Source organism: Pseudomonas sp. H2_A10 (genome assembly GCF_054680085.1).
In genome coordinates this window covers 2,609,012-2,635,821 of record NZ_CP162821.1, presented here as the reverse complement: position 1 = coordinate 2,635,821, position 26,810 = coordinate 2,609,012, and the positions used below count along the sequence as shown (strand labels likewise).

Annotated in this window: 23 protein-coding genes; 3 read left to right on the top strand and 20 right to left on the bottom strand. The window is 60.5% G+C overall.

Annotated features, from left to right (window positions below):
• From fliG to AB4O23_RS12210, 20 genes are all read right to left on the bottom strand, one after another.
• Entirely contained in the window at positions 1-1,017 is a 1,017-nt protein-coding gene (fliG, locus tag AB4O23_RS12305) for a flagellar motor switch protein FliG (RefSeq protein ID WP_017527617.1), read from the bottom strand.
• Positions 1,010-2,791: a flagellar basal-body MS-ring/collar protein FliF gene (fliF, locus tag AB4O23_RS12300; RefSeq protein WP_017527616.1), complete on the bottom strand. Its 1,782-nt coding sequence runs from the start codon at positions 2,789-2,791 to the stop codon at positions 1,010-1,012. The genes fliG and fliF overlap by 8 nt, the downstream gene beginning before the upstream one ends.
• Positions 2,792-2,807: 16 nt before the next feature.
• A complete protein-coding gene (fliE, locus tag AB4O23_RS12295; RefSeq protein ID WP_015885194.1) occupies positions 2,808-3,137 on the bottom strand; it encodes a flagellar hook-basal body complex protein FliE in 330 nt (109 codons plus the stop codon).
• Positions 3,138-3,667: 530 nt separating this feature from the next.
• Positions 3,668-5,044, bottom strand: coding sequence for a sigma-54-dependent transcriptional regulator (locus AB4O23_RS12290; protein ID WP_017527615.1), 1,377 nt, complete (start codon positions 5,042-5,044; stop codon positions 3,668-3,670).
• A gap of 6 nt (positions 5,045-5,050) precedes the next feature.
• On the bottom strand, positions 5,051-6,262 hold the full coding sequence (locus tag AB4O23_RS12285; RefSeq protein ID WP_068938087.1) for a sensor histidine kinase: 1,212 nt from the start codon (positions 6,260-6,262) through the stop codon (positions 5,051-5,053).
• Between the two features lie 110 nt (positions 6,263-6,372).
• Entirely contained in the window at positions 6,373-7,848 is a 1,476-nt protein-coding gene (locus tag AB4O23_RS12280; protein WP_017527613.1) for a sigma-54 dependent transcriptional regulator, read from the bottom strand.
• 168 nt (positions 7,849-8,016) lie between these two features.
• Positions 8,017-8,313 (bottom strand): flagellar protein FliT, encoded by a 297-nt coding sequence (gene fliT, locus AB4O23_RS12275; protein ID WP_017527612.1) that lies wholly within the window; start codon positions 8,311-8,313, stop codon positions 8,017-8,019.
• 25 nt (positions 8,314-8,338) lie between these two features.
• Entirely contained in the window at positions 8,339-8,728 is a 390-nt protein-coding gene (fliS, locus tag AB4O23_RS12270) for a flagellar export chaperone FliS (protein WP_460150499.1), read from the bottom strand.
• Between the two features lie 128 nt (positions 8,729-8,856).
• Positions 8,857-10,224, bottom strand: coding sequence for a flagellar filament capping protein FliD (fliD, locus tag AB4O23_RS12265; protein ID WP_017527610.1), 1,368 nt, complete (start codon positions 10,222-10,224; stop codon positions 8,857-8,859).
• Positions 10,225-10,307: 83 nt separating this feature from the next.
• Positions 10,308-10,655, bottom strand: a complete 348-nt coding sequence (locus AB4O23_RS12260; RefSeq protein ID WP_017527609.1) for a flagellar protein FlaG — start codon at positions 10,653-10,655, stop codon at positions 10,308-10,310.
• Positions 10,656-10,732: 77 nt separating this feature from the next.
• Positions 10,733-12,433 (bottom strand): flagellin N-terminal helical domain-containing protein, encoded by a 1,701-nt coding sequence (locus tag AB4O23_RS12255; RefSeq protein WP_135196173.1) that lies wholly within the window; start codon positions 12,431-12,433, stop codon positions 10,733-10,735.
• Positions 12,434-12,708: 275 nt separating this feature from the next.
• A complete protein-coding gene (locus tag AB4O23_RS12250) occupies positions 12,709-13,638 on the bottom strand; it encodes a ketoacyl-ACP synthase III (protein WP_116079412.1) in 930 nt (309 codons plus the stop codon).
• A gap of 279 nt (positions 13,639-13,917) precedes the next feature.
• Positions 13,918-15,510 (bottom strand): flagellar hook-associated protein 3, encoded by a 1,593-nt coding sequence (locus AB4O23_RS12245; protein ID WP_135196174.1) that lies wholly within the window; start codon positions 15,508-15,510, stop codon positions 13,918-13,920.
• Between the two features lie 14 nt (positions 15,511-15,524).
• Positions 15,525-17,570, bottom strand: coding sequence for a flagellar hook-associated protein FlgK (flgK, locus tag AB4O23_RS12240; protein WP_068938085.1), 2,046 nt, complete (start codon positions 17,568-17,570; stop codon positions 15,525-15,527).
• Between the two features lie 10 nt (positions 17,571-17,580).
• Positions 17,581-18,852, bottom strand: coding sequence for a flagellar assembly peptidoglycan hydrolase FlgJ (gene flgJ / locus AB4O23_RS12235; RefSeq protein WP_032883425.1), 1,272 nt, complete (start codon positions 18,850-18,852; stop codon positions 17,581-17,583).
• Between the two features lie 4 nt (positions 18,853-18,856).
• Positions 18,857-19,945, bottom strand: a complete 1,089-nt coding sequence (locus tag AB4O23_RS12230; protein WP_032883431.1) for a flagellar basal body P-ring protein FlgI — start codon at positions 19,943-19,945, stop codon at positions 18,857-18,859.
• A 27-nt stretch (positions 19,946-19,972) separates the two neighbouring features.
• Positions 19,973-20,668, bottom strand: coding sequence for a flagellar basal body L-ring protein FlgH (flgH, locus tag AB4O23_RS12225; protein ID WP_010208725.1), 696 nt, complete (start codon positions 20,666-20,668; stop codon positions 19,973-19,975).
• Positions 20,669-20,720: 52 nt separating this feature from the next.
• Complete coding sequence (gene flgG, locus AB4O23_RS12220) at positions 20,721-21,506, bottom strand: flagellar basal-body rod protein FlgG (protein WP_017527602.1); 786 nt, start codon at positions 21,504-21,506, stop codon at positions 20,721-20,723.
• A 57-nt stretch (positions 21,507-21,563) separates the two neighbouring features.
• On the bottom strand, positions 21,564-22,304 hold the full coding sequence (locus AB4O23_RS12215; protein ID WP_017527601.1) for a flagellar basal body rod protein FlgF: 741 nt from the start codon (positions 22,302-22,304) through the stop codon (positions 21,564-21,566).
• A 229-nt stretch (positions 22,305-22,533) separates the two neighbouring features.
• Entirely contained in the window at positions 22,534-24,096 is a 1,563-nt protein-coding gene (locus AB4O23_RS12210) for a sigma-54-dependent transcriptional regulator (RefSeq protein WP_460063339.1), read from the bottom strand.
• Positions 24,097-24,353: 257 nt separating this feature from the next.
• Between AB4O23_RS12210 and phhA the strand changes: the two genes are divergently transcribed.
• From phhA to AB4O23_RS12195, 3 genes are all read left to right on the top strand, one after another.
• Positions 24,354-25,145, top strand: coding sequence for a phenylalanine 4-monooxygenase (gene phhA / locus AB4O23_RS12205; RefSeq protein WP_065878082.1), 792 nt, complete (start codon positions 24,354-24,356; stop codon positions 25,143-25,145).
• A gap of 99 nt (positions 25,146-25,244) precedes the next feature.
• Positions 25,245-25,601: a 4a-hydroxytetrahydrobiopterin dehydratase gene (locus AB4O23_RS12200; RefSeq protein ID WP_003192995.1), complete on the top strand. Its 357-nt coding sequence runs from the start codon at positions 25,245-25,247 to the stop codon at positions 25,599-25,601.
• Positions 25,601-26,794 (top strand): amino acid aminotransferase, encoded by a 1,194-nt coding sequence (locus AB4O23_RS12195; protein ID WP_017527598.1) that lies wholly within the window; start codon positions 25,601-25,603, stop codon positions 26,792-26,794. The genes AB4O23_RS12200 and AB4O23_RS12195 overlap by 1 nt, the downstream gene beginning before the upstream one ends.
• Positions 26,795-26,810 lie beyond the last annotated feature (16 nt).

The following is a 26,810-nucleotide window of genomic DNA, read 5'->3' as shown; positions in this document are numbered from 1 at the left end:
TTAGATCATTTCTTCGCCGCCCTTCCCACCGAGAACGATTTCTCCGGCTTCGGCCATACGGCGGGCAATGGTGAGGATTTCTTTCTGCGCGGTTTCCACGTCGCTGACACGCACCGGCCCCTTGGCCTCGAGGTCGTCGCGCAGCAGCTCGGAAGCACGTTTGGACATGTTCTTGAAGATCTTCTCCTTGACGCCTTCGTCGGACCCCTTGAGGGCCAATACCAGCACGTCGGAGGACACTTCGCGCAGCAACGCCTGGATGCCACGGTCGTCGACATCGGAGAGGTTGTTGAACACGAACATCAGGTCTTCGATCTGGCCGGACAGGGTGTCGTCGATCTCGCGGATCGAGTCCATCAACTGGCCTTCGACCGAGCTGTCGAGGAAGTTCATGATGTCGGCCGCGCGCTTGATACCACCCAGGGTGGTGCGCGAGGCGTTCGAGTTGCCGGAGAACTGCTTTTCCAGAATCGTGTTCAATTCTTTCAAGGCCGCCGGCTGTACGGTGTTCAGCGATGACACGCGCAGGATGATGTCCAGGCGCACCTTATGGTCGAAGTGGCCGAGCACTTCACCGGCCTGGTCGGGGTCGAGGTACGCCACCACGATCGCCTGGATTTGCGGGTGCTCGTAGCGGATCACGTCGGCGACGGCGCGCGGCTCCATCCACTTGAGGCTGTCCAGGCCGCTGGTGTTGCCGCCCAACAGGATGCGGTCGATCAGGCCGTTGGCTTTGTCTTCGCCCAGGGCCGAGGTGAGCATCTTGCGGATGTAGCTGTCGGAACCGACGCCCAGGCTGGTCTGGTCGCCGACGATCTCGACGAACTCGCTCATCACCTGTTCGACTTGCTCACGGTGCACATTGCGCATCTGCGCCATGGCCACGCCCACGCGCTGGACCTCTTTGGGGCCCATGTGGCGCAGCACTTGGGCGGCGTCGGTTTCACCCAGCGACAGCAGCAGTACTGCGGCTTTGTCGACCCGGGAGAGTTTGGCAACTGCGGCTCGATCACTCATCTGCGTTAATCCACTCTTTCACGACCTGGGCCACACGGCCCGGGTCTTCTGCCACCAGACTTTTGATTGCGTTCAACTGAGCGTCGTAACCTTCGCTCGGGCTTGGCAACAGAATGCTTTGCGGGCCGCCGAGGCTGACGCGGTCGTTGGCCAGTTCGCCGTCCAGGCCGCCCATGCCACCCAGCTCCACGTCGCCGCCACCAAAGGCCGCCAGTTGTTGTTTCTTGCCGTTGCCGGTGATGTTATTGAGCACCGGACGCAGCACGCCGAACACCAGCACCAGGATGAACAACACACCCAGCACTTGCTTGACGATGTCCCAGAACCACGGCTGCGAGTAGAACGCAGGCTCGGCGATGGTTTCGCCACGCTCGGCGGAGAACGGCATGTTGATCACGCTGACGCTGTCACCCCGGCTGGCATCGAAACCAACGGCGTCCTGCACCAGGCGTGTGAAGCGCGCCAATTCGTCGGCGCTCCACGGAGCGCGGGTGACCACGCCGTCAGCGGGGTTGACCTTGACCTGGTCATCGACCACCACCGACACCGACAGGCGATTGACGCGCCCTTGTTGTTGCTTGGTGTGGCTGATGGAGCGGTCGAGTTCGAAGTTCTTGGTGGACTGGTTCCGCTTGTCCGCCGGGTACGGGGCGAGCATCGGTTGGCCGGTGGCCGGGTCCATGATCTGCTGACCGTTGGCGTCCAACAGTGGCTGCCCAGGCTGGATCGCGCCCGCAGCGGCTGTGGCGCCGCCGGTGGTTTGCGGTGCCGAGGCCGGCGATGGTGGCTGGTTGCTCAGGGCCCCCGGCACACCTTGCGGGCCATTGCTGGCGGTACGTTGTTCGCTGGTGGACTGCTCACTGCGCAGGGCCGGCTGGTCTGGGTTGAACTGCTCGGAGGTCGACTCGACCGCGCTGAAGTCCACGTCGGCGGACACTTCAGCCTTGTAGCGGTCGTTGCCCAGCACCGGCTGCAAGATGTTATGCACACGCTGGGTGAGCATGCTTTCCATACGGCGGCTGTAGTCGAACTGCTTGCCGGCCATGGTCAATGCCGAGTTCTCGGCCTGGTCGGACAGCAGGTTGCCCTTCTGGTCGACCACGGTGATCTGCGACTTGCTCAGCTCGGGAACGCTGGTGGCCACAAGATTGATGATCGCCATGACCTGGCCAGGCTCCAGGGAGCGGCCGGAAAACAGCTCGACCAATACCGAAGCACTTGGCTTGCGTTCATCGCGCACAAACACCGAGCTTTTTGGAATGGCCAGGTGCACGCGGGCACCCTTGACGTTGTTCAAGCTGGAAATGGTGCGCGCCAACTCGCCTTCCAGGCCACGACGGTAGCGGGTGGCTTCCATGAACTGGCTGGTACCCAGGCCCTGGTCCTTGTCGAGGATCTCAAAACCGATGTTGCTGTCGGACGGGGTCACGCCGGCGGCGGCGAGCTTCATGCGCGCGCGGGCCACGTCATCGGCCTTGACCAGCAGCGCGCCGGAGTTGGGCTCCACGGTATAAGCGATGTCGGCGGCGGCCAGGGTTTCCATGATCTGCTTGGAATCCATGCCCGCCAGGCTGCCGTACAGCGGCCGGTAATCGGGTTGCTGCGACCACAACACCACGGCAAAACCAATCGCCACGCTGGCAGCCAGGCCGACCAACAGGCCCACCTGACGCAACATGGTCATTTCCGAGAGGTTTTCCAGGAACGACAGGCCAAACAGCGGCGGTTTGCCGTCTGCCTTGGCGGGGACGTTGTCGGAGACTGCTTCTGCCATGATTTAAATCTCGCCCTTAAACCGGCATCTGCATGATGTCTTGATAGGCCTGAACCAGCTTGTTGCGCACTTGGGTCAGGGCCTGGAAGGAGACGCTGGCCTTTTGCGAGGCAACCATCACATCGGTCAGGTCCACGCCACTTTTGCCGATCTCGAACGCATTGGCCAACTGGCTGGAGGCTTGCTGGGTATCACTGACTTTGTTGATCGCCTGGCCGAGCATGTCGGCAAAGCTGCTTTGGCCCAATTCCGGCGCTGGCGCGACGGATTTCGGTTGAGCCATGGCATCCATCTGCATGGAGCGCATATCCAACATCAACCGATTGAACTCAATACCCTGGCTCATGACCTTTCTCTCTCCGACAACCCGTATTTTTTTGACGCTACGCCGTACTTACCTGGGGAGGTAGCAACAAGGGTGCCAGATTCCTATCAGCTCGTAAGAAAAGGCGACAAAGCTTGTCCAAATTGTTACCGGCTATAGGCATGGGTATCTACACGACTGCAGGCTGTTGCTCTGGCTTTTGATCTTGATCTAAGGCGCCCCGTCAAACACGCTGGGCGAACGCAGGTTCGGGCACACCGAGCCTAAGCGAGGGGCCGAGTGTTGGGGCAAGAGCCCTTTTGGTTACTTTTGGGGCTCTTTTCCAAAAGTGACCCGCTGTAAAAGCGGAACCAATAGCCGCCGTTACCGCAGAAACGGATATGTACTCGGTCAGATCCAAAAAATAGTCGCCTGACACGCCGCCATCGGGGGCAAGCCCCCTCCCACATTTTTAGTCGCGGGGCATCAGTTAGATAGTCGTCTGCGCCCGAACCGCCACAGGTTCAAACCCACGCCAACGTTGTGTAGAGACCAATGGCTATAGGGCGAAGTCAGGTGGCAAACAGATACGCCTCCACATCCATCCCGGCATCACGCATTTGCGCCAGCTTGTAGCGCAGGGTGCGCGGGCTGATACCCAGGCGTTCAGCCGCCTCTTTGCGGCGGCCGCGCTCGGCGCGCAGGGTGTCGATGATCATCTGGAACTCGCGACGGCGCAGGTCGTCGCCCAGGGCACCGGCAGACTCCGCCTCGGCAACCACCGGCGCGGCGGCCAACGTGGGCAGCGGCGCGGCGCCGCTGCCCATGGCCAGGCAAAAATCCTGGGGCTGGATCAGGCCGCCCTGCTGCAGGATCAACGCACGCTGGATGGCGTTGTCCAGTTCACGCACGTTGCCGGGCCATGGGTAACCGACCAGGCACGCCTGGGCCTCGGCCGACAGCCGTGCCTGGGCGTGCTTCATTTTTTTGACGTGGTTATTCAGCAGGCGCTCGGCCAGCGGGAGGATGTCCGCCGGACGCTCGCGCAGCGGGCGCCAGGCCAGCGGAAATACCGAGAGCCGGTAGAACAGGTCTTCACGGAAACGCCCCGCCGCCACTTCGCCGGCAAGGTCGCGGTTGGTGGTAGCGATCACCCGGATATCCAATTGGATCGGCTTGCGCGCGCCCACCCGCTCCACTTCGCGCTCCTGCAACACCCGCAGCAGCTTGGCTTGCAGGCCCAGGGGCATTTCCGAAATTTCATCGAGCAGCAGGGTGCCGCCGTCGGCCTGTTCGAACTTGCCCGCCTGGGACGCGATGGCACCGGTGAACGAGCCCTTTTCGTGACCGAACAACGTGGCTTCGAGCATGTTGTCGGGGATCGCCGCGCAGTTGATGGCGATAAACGGTTGCGTGGCGCGGGTCGATTGCTGGTGGATATACCGCGCCAGCACCTCTTTACCGGTACCCGACTCGCCGGAAATCAGCACCGTGGAATCACTGCGTGCGACACGGGCCGCCAGGTCGAGCAATTGCGCGCTGGCCGGCTCGAACGCAATCGGGCCTTCACCTTCGCCGGCCGCGACCACGCCCAGGGCATGCCGCGCCACCAGTTCGATCAGCGCCTTGGGCTCGAACGGCTTGACTAAATAATCCGCCGCGCCTTGGCGCATGGCGTCCACCGCCCGCTCCACGGCACCGTGGGCGGTCATCAGCAACACCGGCAGTTGCGGCTGGCGCGCGCGCAGCAGGCCCAGCAACTGATGGCCGTCCATGCCGGGCATATTCACGTCGCTGACCACCAGGCTGAAGGCCTCTTGTTCCACCGCTTCCAAGGCGTCCTCGGCGGAACCGACCGCACGGTAGTCATGGCCCGCCAGCAGCAGCGTGTCAGCCAATGCTTCACGCAGGGCGCGATCGTCTTCGACCAGTAGAACCTTGATAGCCATTTCCTTTTACTCCGCGCTTGCCGCGCATGAAAACAGCGGCAAGGTCATCAATGCACAAGTGCCACGCCCGACACGGGAACGCAGTTGCAATTCTCCCTGATGGGCACGCGCCACGGCCTTGACCACGGTCAGGCCCAGCCCGGTGCCGTTGGTCTTGGTGGTAAAAAAGGGTTCGCCGAGGCGTCGCAACACGGTCGGCTCAATGCCGCTGCCGTTGTCGCTGATGCACAGGCGCAGGGTTTGCTCGCGGTGGTACAGGTGCACCTTGAGCCGCACGCCGGGGCCGCTGGCCTGGATGGCGTTTTCGATCAGGTTGAGCAGCGAGCCCACCAGGGTGTCGCGGTTGCACAGCAACTCACCAAGGTGGCTGTCGCATTGCCAGCGCACGTGGGCATCCTGGATATGCGTGGAGGCCGCCGCTTGCAGGGCCTGCATCAACTGGCCGGGGGTGACGCGGTCGGTCAGCGGCAATTCGCCACGGGCGAACACCAGCATATCGCGCACCTGATGCTCCAACTCGTGCAGGCGCTCTTTGAGGCGCCCGGCAAAACGTTGGTGGGTGGCGGCGGGCAACTGCTCGTCGGTCAAATGGCTGGCATAGATCAACGCCGCCGACAATGGCGTGCGGATCTGATGGGCCAACGAAGCAACCATGCGTCCCAACGACGACAAACGCTCGTGGCGCGCCAGTTGGTCTTGCAGGTGACGGGTTTCAGTCAGGTCATTGAGCAGCACCAACTGACCGGGCTCGGCATCCAGAGAACGCGTGGCGATAGACAGGCGGCGCCCGTCCTTGAGGGAAATTTCGTGGCCGTCGTCTTCACGCGGCGCAAAGCAGCGGGTGATGACATGACGCCACAGCTCGCCTTCCAGCGGCAGGCCGAGCAGGTCGCAGGCTGCCGGGTTGGCTTCGCGCACGCGGCCCTGGTCGTCGATGACGATGACGCCACCGGGCAACAAATCCAGCAGGTTTTGCAAACGGTTGGCCAGGCGCTCTTTCTCGGCCAGCTCTTCCATGCGCTGGGCGCTGACCACCGCCAGTTCGCCCTTGAGCTCGGATACGCGGGCTTCCAGCAGGCTGTAGGAATCGCTCAGTTGGCTCGACATCTGGCTGAACTGCGAGAACGCGTGTTCAAGACCCTGCCGGGCCAGCGGTTCTACAGGCGGAACCAGCCCCTGGATGGCAGGGGCCGAAGGAAGTTGGGCGGCGTGGGGCATCATGCTCTCTCGCTTGGCTGACCGTCAGTTAAACGGAACGTTGCGAGGGCTGTAGCAATACCCGTGCCTAAAAAAAACCAGCTATAAATCAGTCAGTTGAAAAACAAGCGTCAATCATCCGCCTGTTCATCACCTTCGCGACGGCTCATACCGTACTTGCGCATCTTCTCCACCAGGGTGGTTCGGCGGATGCGCAAGCGCTCGGCGGCACGGGCGACGATGCCGTTGGCGTCGTCCAGGGCCTGTTGGATCAAGCCTTGTTCCAGGTTGCCGAGGTAGTCTTTGAGGTCCAGGCCTTCCGGCGGCAGCATGGCGGTGGACGCGAAGTCCGGCGCATGGCCATTGATGGCCACTCGCTCTTCCATGTCGCTGCGCAGGCTGTCGACCATTTGCTCGTCTTCGTCGTCGACATAGCGGAATTTCTTCGGCAACTCGACCACGCCGATCACACCGTAGGGGTGCATGATCGCCATGCGCTCCACCAGGTTGGCCAGTTCACGAACGTTGCCCGGCCAGCCATGACGGCACAGGGACATGATCGCGGCGGAATTGAAGCGAATCGAGCCGCGTTTTTCGTGTTCCATGCGCGAGATCAATTCGTTCATCAGCAGCGGGATGTCTTCCACGCGCTCACGCAGCGGGGCCATCTCGATAGGGAAGACGTTGAGGCGGTAGTAAAGGTCTTCGCGGAAGCTGCCGACCTCGATCATGCTTTCGAGGTTCTTGTGGGTCGCGGCAATGATGCGCACGTCGACGCTCTGGGTCTTGTTGCTGCCCACGCGTTCGAACGTACGTTCCTGCAACACGCGCAGCAGCTTGACCTGCATCGGCAGCGGCATGTCGCCGATTTCGTCAAGGAACAGGGTGCCGCCGTTGGCCAGCTCGAAACGCCCGGCACGGCTGGTGATCGCCCCGGTAAAGGCGCCCTTCTCGTGGCCGAACAACTCACTTTCAAGCAACTCTGCCGGGATCGCCCCGCAGTTGACCGGCACAAACGGCCCGTCGCGACGCTTGGAATGGTAGTGCAGGTTGCGCGCGACCACTTCCTTGCCGGTGCCCGACTCGCCGAGGATCAGCACGCTGGCGTCGGTATCGGCCACTTGCTGCATCATCTGGCGCACGTGCTGGATGGCACGGCTGGTGCCGACCAGGCTGCGGAACAGGTTGGGTTCGCGGTGGCGACCGCGCTCGCGGGCCTGGTCGTACATCTCGCGATAGACCTGGGCACGGTGCAGGGAATCGAGCAATTTGCTGTAGCTGGGTGGCATTTCCAGGGTGGAAAGCACACGGCGGCGCTGGTCTTCCGGCAGCTCGACAGAAGAAATATCGCCGATCAGCAACACCGGAAGGAACTCATCCCAGGTAGACAGTGTCTTTAACAAGCCCAAAACAGCGCCAGGAGCATTTACCGTCCCGATCAGTACACAAATGACTTCACGGCTCGATGACAATGAGCTCGCAGCCTGCTGCCAATCATGGCTACCGCAGGGCAAATTTTCTTCGCCAAGAAAATTTAAAATCACCGCCAAGTCGCGGCGACGGACGCTATCGTCATCAATCAGCAGAATTTTGGTTTCACGCCACATGCAATAGCAACTTCCCTAGTAAAACTTCCTGCCCGGTGTAAGGGCAATCGAGACGGCTGTAGGACTTCGTACTCTATAGACGTCTGAACTCTGAAAACAGCACTAGTTAAGTCAAAAAAGCTGGCACGGTCAAATTTATGACGCGCCGGTTGGATTAACTGCGTCTGCTCAGCCGAAAAGATGGTAGACCTTTGACGCATTCTTCGCTTGGTTGATCTGCGACATCTCTTCAAAAATCGCCTGGCGCTCGCCCGTCGTCACCTCAAGCAACTGCTGGTAAACCGCCAACAGGCTCTCTAGCTTCTCGCGCAATGCAGCTTCGTCCACCGGTGGCTCACTGAGCACCTCATCAATCGCTGCGCGGCATCCCAGGTCCAACTCGCCAACGGCCTCCCAGTTGCGCTCAGCCAGCGCGCCGATCAGGGCTTCGCGGGTTTCGTCGATGCGTTGCAGTGCTTGGCTCATGATGCGTACCTCAAGGCGATCCGCCTTATTGTGGAGCGATGGCATCCCAGCCGGTCTTGACTGTGATCAGCAGACGGGCGACTTCGTCGATCATGTCGGCATCATTGACCTGATTAGCCTCTACCAAACGATTGCCCATGTAGTTATACAGCGCATCCAGACGCTGTATGGCTGCCGGATCTTCAGCTTTCTCCGGCTCCAGCCCATCGCGCAGGCCGGAAATAATTTCAATTGCCTTGCCCAGCATCAGCCCTTTTTGTGCAATATCACCGCGACTCAACGCCCCCTTGGCCTGCGCCATACGATCCAGACCGCCTTCCATCAGCATCTGCACCAGGCGATGCGGGCTGACCTCGGAGACCTGAGCATGGGAATTGACCTTCTGGTACTGGCGAAGGGCTCTCATCGGGTTCATGTTGCTACCTCGTTACTGGCGACAATCGAATAGGTTTGCTTAACCAGTTTTTCGACCGTGGCGGCTAAAACTTTAATCCAGAACCACGCGCCAGGGCCCTGAAGCAGGGCCTGCCGGCGCACCGCCCATCAGCTCGACTTCGGATTATTCAGTGAGTTGAGGGTGGTCATGATGCTGGAGCTGCTGGAGTTGATCTGCGCGATCATGGTGTCCATGGCGGTGTACTTGGCCGTCAGGGATTTTTGCAAAGCATCCATACGCCGTGTCAGGTCGTCCGTCTCTTTGGTCAAGTCGGTCAACTTGTTATTCAGATCAGTGGCACGGGTCGCCAGGGTGCCCGTGGTGCCCACGTAGCTGCTGGTCGCCTTGTTCATGCGCGTGATCAAGCCAGTGTCGCCTGTGAACAGCTTGGCAATATCGCCAGCGCCCTTGACCACCGCCTTGTTCCACGCCGTATCGTCCAGGCTCAGCAGGCCGGTTTTCTGGTCAGTGGTGATCCCCATCTGCGCCAGGCTGGTCATGGTGCCCGCGCCGGAGCCGCTCACCAGTTCGGAACGCAGGCTGTTCACCAATTGACGCATCGAGGCATCGCCGGTCAACGCGCCTGCGGTGGTGGTCGAGGCGTCGCCGGTCGCGGTGACTTTGGTCTGCGTGTTGACGGCCGTCATCAGCGCGTTGTACGCGGTAACGAAAGACTGTACCGAGGTTTTCAGCGTGTCGGTGTTACTGGACACGGTGATAGTCGTCGGCTTGGCGATGTCGAATGTGTCCAACAGATCCAGGGTCACGCCACTGATGGCATTCGTGATCTTGTTGCTGGTGGATGACATGGCAACGCCATCAATGGAGTATTTGGCGTTAGTCGGCGCCGCACCCTTGTCATAACCGACAGCCAGTTGCGAGTCGCCTGTCAGGGTGATGTCGGTGCCTTCACCCATATTGGTCGAGGTCAACACGAGGCGCGCGCCGTTGGAGTCACTCAGCACGTTGGCGCTGATGCCCTGGGACGAGAACTGGGCATTGATGGACTCGCGCACCTGCTGCAAGGTCGCGCCGCCCGGAATCACCACGTCGTAGCTCTTGCCCGACTGGTTGATGGTCAGCGTCTGGTCTTCGTCCGTGCTGTTGGCCTTGCCCGATGCGCCGTCCGCATTGACGGCTGTAGTGACTTTCGAGGCCGTGGCTAGGCTGGCAATTTCCAATCGGTATTTGCCGCTGGACGCACCGTCAGTCAGGGTGACCTTAGCGTTTTTCTCTTCCGAAGAAGTCGCCGCCAGACCGTTGAAGGCCGAGGCATTGTTCAACTTGGTGATCGCCGCCTGGTAGGCTTCCAGCGCCGTCTTGACCGAACCAACCGCAGACAGCTGCACGGTGGCCTTTTTCTGCTCGCTGGTGATCTGAGCTTGCTTGGGTGCCTGTTCAGCCCCCACCAATGCCTTGACGATAGCCTGGGTGTCATAGCCCGAACCTGGGCCGGAAATCGTTGAACTAGCCATTTGCCATTCTCCTTGTTCTGCAGCGGCCGTTTTTTTGGCGCGAGCGCGCCCTGACCGCAATCAGAAACATGTTTCGTGCCAACTCAAGCCTTGCTGTCAAACAACAGGCTGCTGGCATCGCTCAGGTTCTGCGCCAACTTCAGCGCAGTTTCCGATGGAATCTGTCGAATTACTTCACCACTGTCAGTGGCGATCACCTTGACGACCACTTTGCCGGTGGAGTCATCGATGGAAAAATCCAGGTTGCGCTGTGAAGCCTGCACAAACTCACGTATATCGGTTACCGCTTTTTCCAGCGCAACGCGCTGTGGCTCTTCGCCTTGGACTGGCTCAATGCTGGCTGCAGGCTTGGCCTGAGCGACCACGGGTGTGGCGCTGGGCTGGACTGTGCCAGAGAGGTAAGGCGTGTTCAGCTTGATGCTCATGTCCATGTCACCACCTCCAAACTGAAAAAACGGAAGGGCACGTTGTTAAACGCACCCTCCCGTTATTTAACCGCTACCGCCTATTACTGAAGCAGCTTCAGAACAGAGGATGGCAGTTGGTTGGCCTGGGACAGGATCGCAGTGGAAGCCTGTTGCAGGGTTTGTTGCTTGGTCAGTTCAGCAGCTTCAGAAGCAAAGTCAGCGTCTTCTACGCGGCCTTTGGCAGCGGAGGAGTTCTGCGAAATGCTCTGCAGGTTGGCCACGGTGCTGGCGAAGCGGTTTTGTACGGCACCCAGCTGCGAACGCTGGCTGTCGATCTGCTGCATGGCGTCGTCCAGAGCCTGGATAGCCTGCTGCGAAGAAGCGGCAGTCAGGATGTTCAGGTCGGAAACGGTGGTTTCCATGGTCACAGCAGCCTTGGTGCCGGCAGCAGCGACAGTGGTCAGACCCAGTGCAGCCAGGCCAGTACCTGCGCTGCCGTCTTTAACGGTAATGTCTTTGTCAGCGAACAAGTTCAGAGTGCCGTCAGCGTTTTTGCTGGCTTGAACACCGGTGCTGGCGCTGTTGATCGAAGAAACGATCGCGTCAGCGGTATCGCCTTTCTTGAACTTGACTTCAACACCGTTGAGGCTGATCGAGGTATCTGCGGTCAACTTGGCCTGAGTAGTACCGGCGGACAGACCCAACTGCGACAGAGAACCGCTGGTGTTGTTGGCCAGCTTGATGTCAGCGCCCTGACCAGAGGTCACCTGGAAACGACCGTTGGTGAACGATGCAGTACCACCAGTACCGGCAGCGGTTGTCAGGCTTGTTACGACGCTGGCGATGGTAGCGTTCGCAGCCCAAGTCACGTTGTTGCCATTTACAGAAACCGAACCGGCAGCAGCCAGAGTGGTCGGGGTAGCGGCAGCGGTAGTACCAGCTGTCATGCCCAGAGCGGTAGGACCGGTAGCTGGGGTGGCACCAATGGTGATTGCACTGCTGGAAGACAGAGAGACAATGCCTGCAGCGGTTGTGCTTGCGGTAACGCCAGTGGTTGCTGTTTGTGCGTTGATAGCGGCGACAGCAGCGGTACCAGCAGCTGCACCAGCAGCAACTGCACCAGTGGCCAGAGTGATTGAAGTACCGTTAATGGTAATTGCATCACCAGCAGCAAGTGCAGTCGCAGCGGCGGAACCTGTAACAGTTGCCTTATCGCCAACAACCGAACCAGTAGCGGTAGCAGCTAGGCCAGTCATTGCAGCGCCGTTTACGGCAGCTTCTTTGTAGTTACCCTTCAGCGCAGTCGAGCTGATATCGGTCATACCGAACGAGATAGTCTCGTTGGCGTTGGCGCCGATCTGGAATGCTACGTTGTTGAACGAGCCGTCCAGCAGGTTACGACCACCGAAGGTGGTGGTGCTGGCGATACGGTTCAGCTCGCCCACTTTAGCGGTGAATTCTTGCTGCAGGGAAACACGGTCAGCGTCGCTTTTATCACCGTTCGCCGCTTGCAGGGCGAGTTCACGCAGACGCTGCAGGGTGTTGGTGGATTCTTGCATCGCGCCTTCAGCGGTCTGGGCAATCGACACGCCGTTGTTGGCGTTGGAGATTGCAACGTTCAGGCCTTTGACCTGGTTGTTCAGACGGTTGGCGATCTGCATGCCGGCAGCGTCGTCTTTGGCGCTGTTGATTTTCAGGCCGGAGGACAGACGGTTCATCGACTGGCTCAGAGCGTCGGAAGCTTTGTTCAGGTTCTTCTGGACACCCAGGGAAGTGATGTTGGTGTTTACTGATAATGCCATGACGAAATCCTCGTTGATTGGATGCTGCGGCTTCCGGCCCTGGCAACCGCCGGGTGTGGCCTAGAGAACCTACGTAATAGTTATCGTCGTGGTAGCCGGTTGCTTGAGGGTTTTTTTGATTTTTTTTACTGGCGCGGTGCCACCCCTTGTAATTCAAGGGTTTAGACCCCCGCAAACACCCACTTTTACGGGTTTTTTTGGCGCCAAATAAAAAACGCCGATGATCTTTTGATCATCGGCGTTTGCTTTTGCGGTGAACGCGGTCTACGACAGCCTCACGGACGATAAAGAATCGCCGACCCCCACGACAACCCCACGCCAAAACCACTGACTGCCACGCGTTTCCAGGTGGCATCCATCACGTGCTTTTCCAGCAGCAACGGAATGCTCGACGACACGGTGTTACCGGTCTCGACCATGTCCTTGATGAACTTGTCCACCGGTGCATCTTCGAAACGGCGCGCCACGGCGTCGACAATCGCCGCGCTGCCCTGGTGAATACAGAACGCATCGATCTCATCGGCCTTGAGGTCAGACTCGTTGAGCAGCTCGTGCAGATGCGCCGGCACCTTGAGCAAGGCGAAGTTGAAGACCTGGCGGCCGTTCATGAAGAACACGCCGTCGCTGACCTTCAAGTGCGGCGCGCCGGAACCGTCGGTCCCGAACTTGGCCTTGCCGAGCTGCCAGGAGGCGTCTTCGCCCATCCAGGTGGCGGTGGCGGCATCGCCGAACAGCATGGTGGTGTTGCGGTCTTCCGGGTCGACGATCTTGGAGTACGGGTCGGCGGTGACCAGCAGGCCGTTTTTCAGGCCGGCGGCTTCCATGAAGCCCTTCATCGCGTAGATGCCGTAGACATAACCGGAGCAGCCCAGGGAAATATCAAACGCGGCAACGTGGGTCGGCAGGCCCAGTTTGTCCTGGACGATGGCCGCTGTGTGGGGCAAGCCCTCTTCATCACCGTTCTGGGTGACGACGATCAGCGCGTCAATCGATTCGCGCTTCAAATCCGGGTTGTTGGCAAACAAAGCGTTGACCGCCTCGACACACAGATCGGAGGTTTCCTGCGCAGCTGCCTTGCGCGGCAGGAACGCGGAACCGATCTTGCCGATGATGAATTCTTCATCCTTGGCGAATTTGGCACCCTGGGCGTAGTTATCGATCCCGTCTACCGGCACGTAACTGGCGATGCTTTTTATGCCAATCATTGTGGCTTCCCAATACTAAATAGCTGGAGAACACCCCTCGGGCTACGCCTGGAGTGCTGACAATAAAGGGGATAACCCCGTAACAATCTCACTGAAAGCCGCCCCGCAAGGACCCTGTGACGACTTATCCTTTTCACACGATACAGTGAAGATGCGCTTTATGACTCACAGGTCACCTAATTGTGTGTGGTTTATGCAAAACCTTCAAACAATTAAGCCGCGAAAACGACAATGGCCCAGCCTGTTTCCAGGCTGGGCCATTGCATGACAGAGCGCCGATCACATCTTGTTGAACAGGCTCAACTGCGAGATTTTCACGAACGCCAGCTGCGACGCCTGCAGCATGGTTTGTTGCAGGCTGAGGTTGATGGCGGCTTCGGCGAAGTCGACATTGCCCAACGAATTCATGGTGGTGGTGTTGGCCAGGCTGAGGCTGGTGTTTTCCTGCACCTGAATATCCAGGGTATTGAGGCGCGCACCGATGCCCCCGCGGATCTGGTCGACCTGACTGTAGGCATTGGTCAGGTTACCGATGGACCTGGCCACCACATCCTTGAGTTCCTTTTGCGCTGCCGGGTTGCCATCCGACGGTGTCTCCAGGGTTTTACGCAGACGCCCCAGGGTATCGAGCACATTTTCATTCTTGTTGCTGGTGGCACCGACCAGGAACTGGTCACCGTCTTGCGGGTCGGCACTCACGCCCAGCGTGACGCCCGCCACTGTGATTGAGGTGGCACCGGCGGCGAGTGTATCGCTGGCAATCGCTTTGCTGTCGGCAGTGTATGGCTGGGCATAGACACTGTAAGCCCCCGCCGCGCCAAACTTGACCACCATGCCGGAGTTGGGAAAGGTACTCGAATAGGCCGCCGGATCGGTCACTGCGCCGCCCGTCAACTGCGCCGTGCTCGGGTTGCTCGGCGTACGGGATACGCTGAACGAGTCTGGCTTGATCGAGAGGCTGAACTCACGTCCCGCGACCACGGCGTCCGACGGCGCGCCCGGCAATACGCCTTGGCCCAGGTTCAAGCCGATATCGAACTTGACCCCACGCAGGTTGATGGTGGAAGCCCCTTCCTTGGTGGAATCGAAGGTGCCGTTGCCCGGGATCTCGGCGGTGATGTCCTGGCCGGCGGCGTCCTGGACGGTGTACTGCGTACTGCTGACAAACGTCAGCTTATACGGTTGGCCGTCGGCAAATTTAACGCTGGTGGTGCCTGAAGCGATCAGGCCCGCCGACACGGTGACTTTACCGTCATCCACATCCACAAGCGGGTTCGGCAGCACGCGCGTGGCTTGCGTACGCCCGGTGTTGGCGGCCGTCTCAAGCATGCTCTTGGCGGTATCACCCATCGAAATCGACAAGTTCTCTGCCACTTTCAGGGTCAGCGGAGTGTCGTCGCCCTTATACGTGTAGGTGCCGTCGTTGTTGCGCGAATACGGCGGGGTATCGGTCTTGCTTCCGGAAAACAGGTAATTGCCGCTGGCGTCCTTGGTGTTGAGCAGGCCCATGATCTGGTCTTCAAGGGAACCGACCTCAGCTGCAATCGACTTGCGGTCGGCATCACTGATACCCACGTTACCCGCCTTCAGGGCCAACTCACTGGCCTTCTGCACAGCGATATTGATGTTTTCCAGCACGCTGTCTTCGGTACTCAATGAATTTTTCAGCGTGTCGATATTGCCATTGAACTGCGCCAGCATATCTTTCTGCTGTTGCAGCATCAGCAACCGCGCCGCCGCCACCGGATCATCCGCCGCCGTTTGCACGCGCACGCCGCTGCTGGCCTGATCCTGGGCCTTCACCACGCTGGAATAATTCTGCTGGTAGTTGGCGGAGCTGGTTTCGAAATATTGCTGTGTAGAAATACGCATCTTCCCAGGCTCCCTTAAAGGCTATTGATCAATGTGGTGAAGGTTTCTTGCGCAGCCTTAATGATCTGTGACGATGCGGTGTAGTACTGCTGGAACTTGATCATGTCGCCCGCCTCGTCATCCAGGTTGACCCCGGACACCGAGTTACGCGCGGCTTTGTTGGCTGCCAGCAACGCCCCTGTCGCGGAAACATCAACGCCAGACTGGTTCGCCTTGGCACCCACCTGGGAAACCAGGCGGCTGTTGGCGCCGGTCAGGCTCACCCCGACGTTACCGTCGCCCAGGCCGACCGTGGCCTTGGTCTGCAGATCGAGCAACTGCTGAGCGTTACGGCCATCGGATTTGCCGCCACTGTTGAACGAAAAGGTCGTGCTGTCACCACCCGCCGGCGAACCGTTGATGGTGGTGTCGAATTTGAAACCGGACCCCGGGATCACGGCGCCAGTGGCGTCCAGTTCGGGCACATTCACGGTGATCTTGTTGCCCTGCCCCGGAATGATGGTGCCGGTACCCAGCGGTTTGCCCTGGGCATTGCTGATCGTGTACGACTGCGTGCCATCCGCCGCCGGCTTGTCGAAGACCATTTTTACCGGCATCAGCGCTTTGATATCCGTACGCAACTGCGCAGTCGCAGCGCCCCCGTGGATATCCAGCGGCACGGTCAACGACGGCTGGGTAAACGTGCCCGTGCCAGCGTTGGTCTTGCCACTTTCGCCAATCAGCGGCCCGGCAAACGCGAGCTTGTTGGCATCGACCATATCCACTCCGATGGCGCTGGCCCCGGTGGCGGTTGGACTGACCTTGAAGCTGTCCGGGTAGCTCATGGTGCCCTTACCATCGAGCGCCAGAGTGAAGCCGTCCATCGGCACCTGGTTCGCGGCCGTGATGTCGAAGGTGCCCATGGCCTTACCGTCGGAGCGCAGCACCGTCACCATGTTCGGGTTGGCCTGGTCGCTGAAGGTGACCTTGTAGTCGAATGTCGTGAGCTTACTGCTGTCGGTGATCGTCACGTTCAGGTTGCTTGCCGTCGCGCTGTTACCCGACGCGCCCTGGCTGCGTGAAGCGATGGCCGTGGCACTGTTGATGTCCTTGAACAGCGAGGTGCCGAATTCACCGTTCAGGTCCAGGCCCTGGCCCAGCTGATTGTTGACGGTGTCCGCGGTGGCCACGGCCAGACGGCCCAGCTCATTGATGGCGGGCATCAACGCATCGCTGCGATAACGCAACAGGCCACCAATGCTGCCGCCGGTGACGACCGAACCGAGGTCCAGGGTGGTGCCGCTGACATTCAACTGAATGGTGTATTGGCTGTTATCGCTTTTGCTCGGCACCGCCGAAATAGTGTTGGAAATACCGCCTTCCACCAGCGACTGCCCGGTACCGGTGTTAATGCTGAACTGGCCGTTCTTTTCCGTCGCCGTCACGCCGATCAGCTCGTTGAGCGCACGCACGGCCTCGTTTCGCGAGTCCAGCAGGTTAGCCGGTGGGCTGCTGGCCGAACCCTGGGCCTGTTTGATCTGCTTGTTGAGCGAAGCGATCGAAGACGTCAGTTGGTTGACCTGATCGCTCATCGTGCTCAACTGGCTATTGATGGTTTCTTTTTGCTGGGTCAGTTGCGTCGACAGCGAGTTGAAGCGATTGGTCAGGGTCTGGGCATTGGCAACCAGCAGCTGCCGGGCCGAAAGATCATTGGGGTTCGAAGACGCCGTCTGCAACGTTGCGAAAAACGTGCTGAGGACCGACGACATGCCCGTGGTGCGATCCGACAACAGCTTGTCCACGCTGCTGACCTGACCCAGGTACGCATTGGCATCGGCACTCAGCGAGGTACTGTTCTGATACGCGGCATCGAGGTACTCGTTGTACACCCGGCGCACATCCGCCAGGGTCGTACCGCTGCCGATAAACACACCGCCGAACTGGTTCGACGCATTGGCGGTCTGACTGCTCTGCTGGCGCGAATAGCCCGGCGTATTAACGTTGGCGATGTTGTTACTCAAGACCGACAACGATCCTTGAGCGGCGTTAAGACCCGACATCCCGATATTGAGCAAACTCATGGTTCAGACCTTATAAATGAGTGGTCGCGCCAGCGGCAGCGTAATTCTGGTAACTGTTCATCGTTTTTGCGATCTGCGAAATCTTGCTGGCGTAGGCCGGGTCGGTGGCGTAACCGGCTTTTTGCAACTCGCGCACAAACTGTTCCGGGTTGTCGGCCGACTTCAGTACTTCTTTATAGCGATCATTGCTTTGCAGCAAAGTCACCAGGTCATGGAAGCTGTCCTGGTAGGAGTCGTAGGAGCGGAACTGCGCCGTTTCCTTGACCATCGCCCCATCACGAAACTCGCTGGTAATCGCACGTGCCTGGCCGCCCTGCCAGCTCTGGCCGGCCTTGATGCCGAACAGGTTGTGGCTGCTGCTGCCGTCCTCGGCGCGCATCACCGATTTGCCCCAACCGGTCTCCAGGGCGGCCTGGGCCACCAGGTACTTCGGATCGACACCGATGCGCGCAGCGGCCGCCTTGGCCATCGGCAACATGGTGGCGACGAATTCATCCTGTGAACTGAACGCCTTTTTCGCCGGCGCCAATGGCGGCTGGGCCACGGCGCGGCTGTAGATCTGCATGCGGTCGCTGGGCACGGCAAAGCTGCGCGCGGCGCTGTTGACCACGTTGTCTTGCAAGGCGCTGTTACGCAGCGGCGCGGCCTTGGCCTCGCTGGCGGCCTGGGTGGTCGGCACGATGCCGGCGAGCAGGCGATCGGTCAGCTTGCTCGGCAAGGCGATACGGCGCTGGTTCATCAGCTCCATGTCGTTGCTGTGGGCAGCAGCGGCACCGGCCTGGGGCTCGGCTACGCGGTAAGCCCACAGCGGGCGCTGACCATTGGAGCGGCCCAGCGGCCCGGTGGCCTGGGTGCCGGCGGCAATTTCGGTCGGCACATCGGCTTTTTTCGCAGGCTCGGCAGCCGCCGGGCCCTGCAAGGTGGCCGCCTGGGCGTCCACCGGTTTGTTCTTCTGCATCTGGCGCATCAGCACGTCGGCCAGGCCGATACCGCCGCCTTCGCGGGACATCGACACGGCCAATTGCTGGTCGTACATCTCCTGATACTGCTTGGCGGCCGGGGTGTTCATCGGGTTGTCCTTGCCCAACACCTCGGTGGCCGAGCGCATCGACTTGAGCATCTCGTTGAGAAACAGCGACTCGAACTCCTGCGCCACCTTGCGCATGTTGCCTTCGCTGTTCTTGTCGTCACCGACCTTGAGCTGGTTAAGCCGGTTCAGGTCGGAGTAAGACCCCGAGTCCGCCGTGCTGGTAAGACCGCTCTTGCGCATATCCATGACCATGGCCTCAGATCACGATCAGGTCGGCTTGAAGGGCGCCGGCCTGTTTCAAGGCTTCGAGGATCGCCATCAAGTCGCCGGGGGCTGCGCCCACCTGGTTCACCGCGCGGACAATTTCATCCAGGGTGGTACCGGGGCCGAACTTGAACATCGGCTTGGCTTCTTGCTGGGCATTGACCCGCGAGCGTGGCACCACGGCAGTCTGGCCATTGGACAGCGGCCCGGGCTGGCTGACGATCGGGTCTTCGGTGATGGTCACGGTCAGGCTGCCGTGGGTCACCGCGGCTGGCGACACCTTGACGTTCTGGCCGATCACGATGGTGCCGGTACGCGAGTTGATGATGACTTTGGCCACGGCCTGGCCCGGGTCGACTTCGAGGTTTTCCAGGATCGACAGGTAATCCACGCGCTGGCTTGGGTCCAGCGGCGCGGTTACACGGATCGAGCCGCCATCGATGGCCTGGGCCACGCCAGGGCCGAGCATATCGTTGATCTTGTCGACCACGCGCTTGGCGGTGGTGAAGTCGGAGCGGTTGAGGTTCAGGGTCAGGCTGTTGCCCTGGTTGAAACCGCTGGGCACGGTACGTTCCACCGTGGCGCCGCCGGGAATACGACCGGCCGACGGTACGTTAACGGTGATCTTCGAGCCGTCACGGCCCTCGGCGTCAAACCCGCCCACCACCAGGTTGCCCTGGGCGATGGCGTAGACGTTGCCGTCGATACCTTTGAGCGGCGTCATCAGCAAGGTGCCACCACGCAGGCTTTTCGAGTTACCGATGGACGACACGGTAATGTCCACCGCCTGGCCCGGCTTTGAAAACGCCGGTAATTCGGCGCTGATGGACACTGCCGCGACGTTCTTGAGTTGCACGTTGCCCGAGCCCGCCGGCACCTTGATGCCGAACTGCGAGAGCATGTTGTTGAAGGTCTGCAGGGTGAACGGGGTCTGAGTGGTCTGGTCACCCGTACCGTTGAGCCCTACCACCAGGCCGTAGCCGATCAACTGGTTGGACCGCACGCCGGAGATGCTGGCGATGTCTTTCAGGCGCTCGGCCTGGGCGACAGCGCTCAACGAGAGCAGGAGTGCGGCCGCCATCAGCTGTTTGAGTTTCAAAGTGGCCACCTAGAAAGGGAACAGCGGGCTAAGGAAGAAACGGTCGAACCAGCCCGGCTGGCTTGCATCAGCGAACGCGCCGGTGCCGGAATAGGTAATGCGTGCATCGGCAATCCGCGTGGACGGCACGGTGTTGTCGGTGGAGATGTCATCGGCGCGCACCATGCCGGCGATGCGTACCAGCTCGTCACCGGTGTTGAGGGTCATCCACTTCTCACCGCGCACGGCGATGATGCCGTTGGGCAATACATCGGCCACGGTCACGGTGATCGAACCGGTCAGGCTGTTGCCCTGCCCTGCCGCGCTCTTGCCGTTGGTGGCACGGTCGCCGCTGTAGCCGGCGCTCAGGCTCAGGTCGCCATCGCCCAACGGGTTATTGACGTTGGGCACCGCGCCGAACAACGAGGTCAGGCCAATGCCCGCCTTGCTGGTTTTACCCACCTGGGAGTTGGCGTTCTTGCTCGCCTGGGTGCGCTCGTTGAGGGTGATGGTGATGATGTCACCGACCCGGAACGCCTTGCGGTCGCTGTACAGGTTCTGTTCGAAACCGGCCTGGTAGATCGAGCCATTGTTGGCCGCCGCCGGCAACGGCGTGCGCGGCAACACCGGCGCGTAGTACGGGTCATTGGGTTTTGGCGTCGGGGCGACGCAGCCCGCGAGCACGGCAATCCCACTCAATGCCAGAACGGAAACATAGCGATTCATGACCCTACCTCACGGTGTTGCAGGCGCCCTCAAGAGCGCCCCATAGACTTGATTACAGATTCTGCGTTACGAACGAAAGCATCTGGTCGGCGGTGGAGATCACCTTGGAGTTCATCTCGTAGGCGCGCTGAGTGGTGATCATGTTGACCATCTCTTCAACGGTGCTCACGTTGGACGTTTCCAGGGTGCTTTGCAGCGTGGTACCGAAACCGTTCAGGCCAGGGGTGCCGATTTGCGGCGCGCCGCTGGAGGCGGTTTCCAGGAACAGGTTGTTGCCCATCGCCTGCAGGCCGGCCGGGTTGATGAAGTCGGCGGTTTGCAGGTTGCCGATCACTTGCGACGCCGGGTTGCCGGCCACGGTGATCGACACGGTGCCGTCGTTGCCGACAGTGAAGGTCTTGGCATCGGCCGGCACGATCACGGCCGGTTCCAGGGAGAACCCGTTGGCGGTGACGATCTGGCCATTGGAGTCCAGGTGGAAGGTACCGTCACGGGTGTAGGACGTGGTGCCATCCGGTTGAAGGATCTGGAAGAAACCACGGCCGTTGATGGCCATGTCCAGCGGCTGGCCGGTCTGCTGCAGGTTGCCGGCGCTGAAGTTTTTCTGGGTGCCGACAATTGCCACACCTGTACCCAATTGCAGGCCCGACGGCAGTTCGCTGTCCTGGGTCGACTGGGCGCCAGGCTGCTTCTTGATCTGATAGAGCAGGTCCTGGAATTCGGCGCGGTCACGTTTGAAACCCGTGGTCGACACGTTGGCCAGGTTGTTGGAAATGGTGGTCAGGTTGGTGTCCTGGGCGGACAGGCCTGTTTTGGCAACCCATAGAGCCGGAAGCATGCTGTTCTCCTCTGTGCGCCTGTTTGTTGGCGCCGTGCTGCGAAATTAGTGAATGACTTAGCTCATCTGCATGACGCGAGTCATGGCCTGGTCGTCTTCCTTGGCGCTGTTCATCATCTTGATGTGCAGCTCGAATTGCTTGGAGAGCGCCAATACCGCCGTCATTTCTTCCACAGCATTGACGTTGCTCGCCTGCAGGAAACCCGAGGTCAGCTTGACGCTCGCATCGACCACGGCCGGCTGGCCATCCTTGGTGTGGATGGTGCCATCGAGGCCCTTGTTCATGTTCTTGAGGTCCGGCTGGACCAGCTTGATGCGGTCTACCTCGGCCATCACGCGCGGGCCTTCGCCCATGGCGCGAATGCTGATGGTGCCGTCGGCGCCCACTTCAATCTTCTGCTGCGGCGGTACGGCAATCGGCCCACCGTTGCCCATGATCGGCATGCCGTTACCGGCACGCAGCACGCCCAATGCATCGACGTTCATGCTGGCGCTGCGCACGTAGGCTTCGCCGCCATCCGGGGTTTGCACGGCCATCCAGCCATCACCATTGACGGCCACGTCCAGGTCACGACCGGTTTCGATCATCGCGCCAGGGCTGAAATCGGTGGCTGGGCGTTCGGTCATGGCAAACGCCCGCGCCGGAAAGCTGTCACCGAACACCGGCATCGAACGCGCCTGTTCCAGGTCACGCTGAAAACCGTTGGTGGAAATGTTCGCCAAGTTGTTGGCATGGGCCTTCTGCGCCAGTGCATTCTGGCTGGCGCCGGTCATTGCCACATAAAGGTACTTGTCCACACTCTTTCCTCTTTCTGACGCAGGCTTGCCGCCTACCGCTGTACTGAGGAGGCTTAAGCAATTTGCGAACCAACTTTTCAAAAGAGGACGAAGCCCAGCAACCACGGGGGCTTGCGCAAAGGCATTAAAAAATATGGAGGGAGGGATAGTCGAAAAAACGGCGGACTACTGCCGCTTACGGCAACGGCGCAGATCAATGTGAGAGGGTGTAGCCCCCTCCCACCTTGGGTTATTTGTCGGCCTTGAGAATCTCGTAATCGCGCAGTTTGTTGGCGATGGTGGTATGCGACACGCCCAGTCGCTTGCCCAATTGCCGACTGCTGGGGTGCTCGGCATACAAACTTTCCAGCACCGCCTTCTCGAAGCGCCCGACAATCGCCTCCAAGCCGCCCTCCAGGGAAAAATCGCCAAGCGGCTGACGCACGCCATAGTCCGGCAGGCGAATATGCTCAGCCTTGACCGTCCCGCCCTCGCACAACGACACCGCCTGGAACAGCACGTTTTCCAACTGCCGCACATTGCCCGGCCAGTGGTAGTGGCTGAGCTTGTCCATCGCGGCAGGCGCCAACCTGGGCAGCGGGCAGCCGATCTGCCGACTGGCCTGATCGAGAAAGTGCTCGACCAACGGCGCCAGGCCATCGAGGCATTCGCGCAGTGGCGGAATATGCAATGACAGCACGTTGAGGCGGTGATAGAGGTCCTGGCGGAATTCGCCACGGGCGCACAGTTCGGACAAATCGACCTGGGTCGCGCAGATCACCCGCACATCCAGGTACACCTCCTCATCGCTGCCGACCCGTCGGAAGCAGCCGTCCTGCAGAAAGCGCAGCAATTTCACCTGCAGGCGCGCGCTCATTTCCCCGACGCCATCCAGAAACAACGTACCGCCCGCCGTCAGTTCCAACAGCCCCAACTTGCCCTCGACCCGCGCGCCTTCAAACGCGCCAGGTCCATAGCCGAACAGCTCGGTCTCGGCCATCGATTCGGGCAAACCGGCGCAGTTCAACGCCATCAGCGGCGATTGGCCACGCGGGCTGGCCAGGTGACAGGCGCGCGCCAGCAGCTCTTTGCCGGTGCCGGTTTCGCCTTCTATTAATAGAGGCGCGTCCAGCGGTGCCATGCGCCGGGCTTCACGCACCACCGCCGCCATGACTCTGGAACTTTGGAAAATGCTGTCAAAGCCGCGCAGCTCCTGCTTGCGCACGTTGTAGATGCGCTCCCCCACACGGTCGGCGCGGTGCAGGGTCAGCACGGCGCCGGCCATGGCTTCGCTGTCATCGTGCTCGGACGATTGCAGCGGCGCGATATCCGCCAGGAACACGTCGCCCTTGACCTTGACCCGCAGGCCGTTGATCCGCGATTTGCTCGCACGCACCAGCTCCGGCAGGTCGAAATCCTCGGCATAGCGCGACAGCGGAATGCCCGGCACCTCGTCCACCCGCACACCGAGCAACTGCGCCGCCGCACGGTTGGCGGCGACGATGGAGCCGCCCATATCGATGGACAGCACCGGGAACTCCAGGGCGCCGAGCAACGCGTTGAGTTCCATGTGTCGACGCTCGCTGGGCATCAGCCCTACCCTTTTCACGCCAAACACCCCGGCAATCGCTTCGAACTGCGGGTGCAGTGCCTGGAACTGCATGTTCACCAGGTTCGGGCAAAACAAATAGATGGCATTGCCATGTTCCCCGCCGACCTCGCCCTTGGCGACGTTGACGCCGTACTCCACCAGCAGGTTGAGAATGTCCCGCAGGATGCCGATCCGGTTCTGGCAGTGCACTTTGATACGCATGAAGAGGCCCGAACAATGGGTAGGCGCCGCGTCTTTTTGTCGCTGGGCGCAGATAGTCGTCAAGATTATGTTACAGCCTGTGAGCTTTTCACAGCCCGGCGCGGCGATGGGCTACAGAAACGTAACGAATACTTTACGAAAAGCCGCGTCTTTTCCTACAAGAACACCGCGCAGGCGGGTGGAATCCTGCCCTTCACGGGTTATCAATAGGTACATCGCAGGACATAACAAGAACGAATGCCTAGCAGGAGAACCGTATGAAGCAGACGCACTACGTGGCCCGCGAGCCCGATGCGCAAGGTTTTATCCACTACCCGCCGGAAGAACACGCGGTGTGGAACACCCTGATCACACGTCAGTTGAAAGTGATCGAGGGTCGCGCCTGCCAGGAATACCTGGACGGCATCGACAAGCTCGGCCTGCCGCTGGACCGCATCCCCCAGTTGGGCGAAATCAACGCCGTGCTGGCCGAAACCACCGGCTGGCAAGTCGCACGGGTACCGGCGTTGATTCCCTTCCAGACTTTTTTCGAATTGCTCGCCAGCAAGCAGTTTCCGGTGGCGACCTTTATTCGTACCCGTGAAGAACTGGACTACCTGCAAGAGCCGGATATTTTCCACGAGATCTTCGGCCACTGCCCCCTGCTGACCAACCCCTGGTTCGCTGAATTCACCCACACCTACGGCAAACTCGGCCTGGCGGCCACCAAGGAGCAGCGGGTGTACCTGGCGCGCCTGTACTGGATGACCATCGAGTTCGGCCTGGTGGACACTCCCCAGGGTCGACGCATCTACGGCGGCGGGATCCTGTCGTCGCCCAAGGAGACGGTGTACAGCCTGTCCTCCGAGCCCGAGCACCAGGCCTTCGACCCGCTGGAGGCGATGCGCACGCCGTATCGCATCGACATCCTGCAACCGCTCTATTTTGTGCTGCCCGAGCTCAAGCGCCTGTTCGAGGTAGCCCAGGAAGACATCATGGGCATGGTCGAACGCGGCATGCGGCTGGGTCTGCACGCCCCCAAGTTCCCGCCCAAACCCAAAGCCGCGTGAACCACGATTTTTATGGCCAGGTGAGCCTTTTCCCTGGCCCCGCGTTGCTTTAGGGTGACGCTCACTGATCTTCAATCATTCGAATTCAGGACACCGCACATGACCACCTTGAACCAAGCCCACTGCGAAGCCTGCCGCGCCGATGCCCCACAGGTCAGCGATGAAGAACTGCCGGTACTGATCAAGCAGATCCCCGACTGGAACATCGAAGTACGCGACGGTGTGATGCAGCTGGAAAAAGTCTTCCTGTTCAAGAACTTCAAGTTTGCCCTGGCCTTTACCAACGCCATGGGTGAAATCTCCGAAGCCGAAGGCCATCACCCAGGCCTGCTCACCGAGTGGGGCAAAGTCACCGTGACCTGGTGGAGCCACTCGATCAAGGGCCTGCACCGCAACGACTTCATCATGGCCGCGCGCACCGACGAAGTGGCCAAGACCGCCGAGGGCCGCAAGTAATGCATTTCGATGCCATTGGCCGCGTACCCGGCGACCCGATCCTGGGGCTGATGGACCTGTACGCCCAGGATCCCAACCCGAACAAGTTCGATCTGGGCGTGGGCGTGTACAAGGACGACCAGGGCCTGACGCCGATTCCCCCTTCGGTGAAGCTGGCGGAGCAGCGCCTGGTGGAGCGGCAAACCACCAAGACCTACATCGGCGGCCACGGCGATGCAGCCTTCGGCGCGTTGATCAGCGAACTGGTGCTCGGTGCCGATTGCGCGCTGATTCGCGACCGCCGTGCCGGCGCCACCCAGACGCCTGGCGGCACCGGCGCCCTGCGCCTGAGCGCCGACTTTATCGCCCACAGCCTGCCCGGCCGGGGCGTGTGGCTGAGCAACCCGACCTGGCCGATCCACGAAACCATCTTCGCCAAGGCCGGCCTCAAGGTCAGCCACTACCCCTACGTAGGCGCGGACAACCGCCTGGATGTAGCCGCGATGCTGGCAACATTGGCCCGCGTACCCGAGGGTGATGTGGTGCTGCTGCATGCCTGTTGCCACAACCCCACCGGTTTCGACCTGTCCCGGGATGACTGGCGCCAAGTGCTGCAGATCGTGCGCGAGCGCCAGTTGCTGCCGCTGATCGACTTTGCCTACCAGGGTTTCGGCGATGGCCTGGAGCAAGACGCCTGGGCCGTGCGATTGTTTGCCGCCGAACTGCCGGAAGTGCTGGTCACCAGTTCTTGCTCGAAGAACTTCGGCCTGTACCGCGACCGGGTCGGCGCGCTGATCGTGTGCGCCGCGGATGCCGAGAAGCTGACGGATGTACGCAGCCAACTGGCGAATATCGCGCGCAACCTGTGGTCGACGCCGCCGGATCATGGCGCGGCCGTGGTCGCGACCATCCTCGGTGATGCCCAGTTGAAAAAGCAGTGGAGCGACGAGGTCGAAGCCATGCGTTCACGGATCGCGCAGTTGCGTTCCGGGCTGGTGGAGGCGCTCGCGCCCCATGGGCTGGCCGAGCGGTTTGCGCATATTGGCGCGCAACGCGGGATGTTTTCCTACACCGGTTTGAACGCCGAGCAGGTCAAGCAACTGCGCGAGAAGCACAGTGTGTATATGGTCAGTTCGGGCCGGGCCAACGTGGCCGGGGCGGATGCAACGCGGTTGGCGCTATTGGCCGAAGCGATCGCCGACGTCTGCAACTGAACAAACCGGTTCAAAT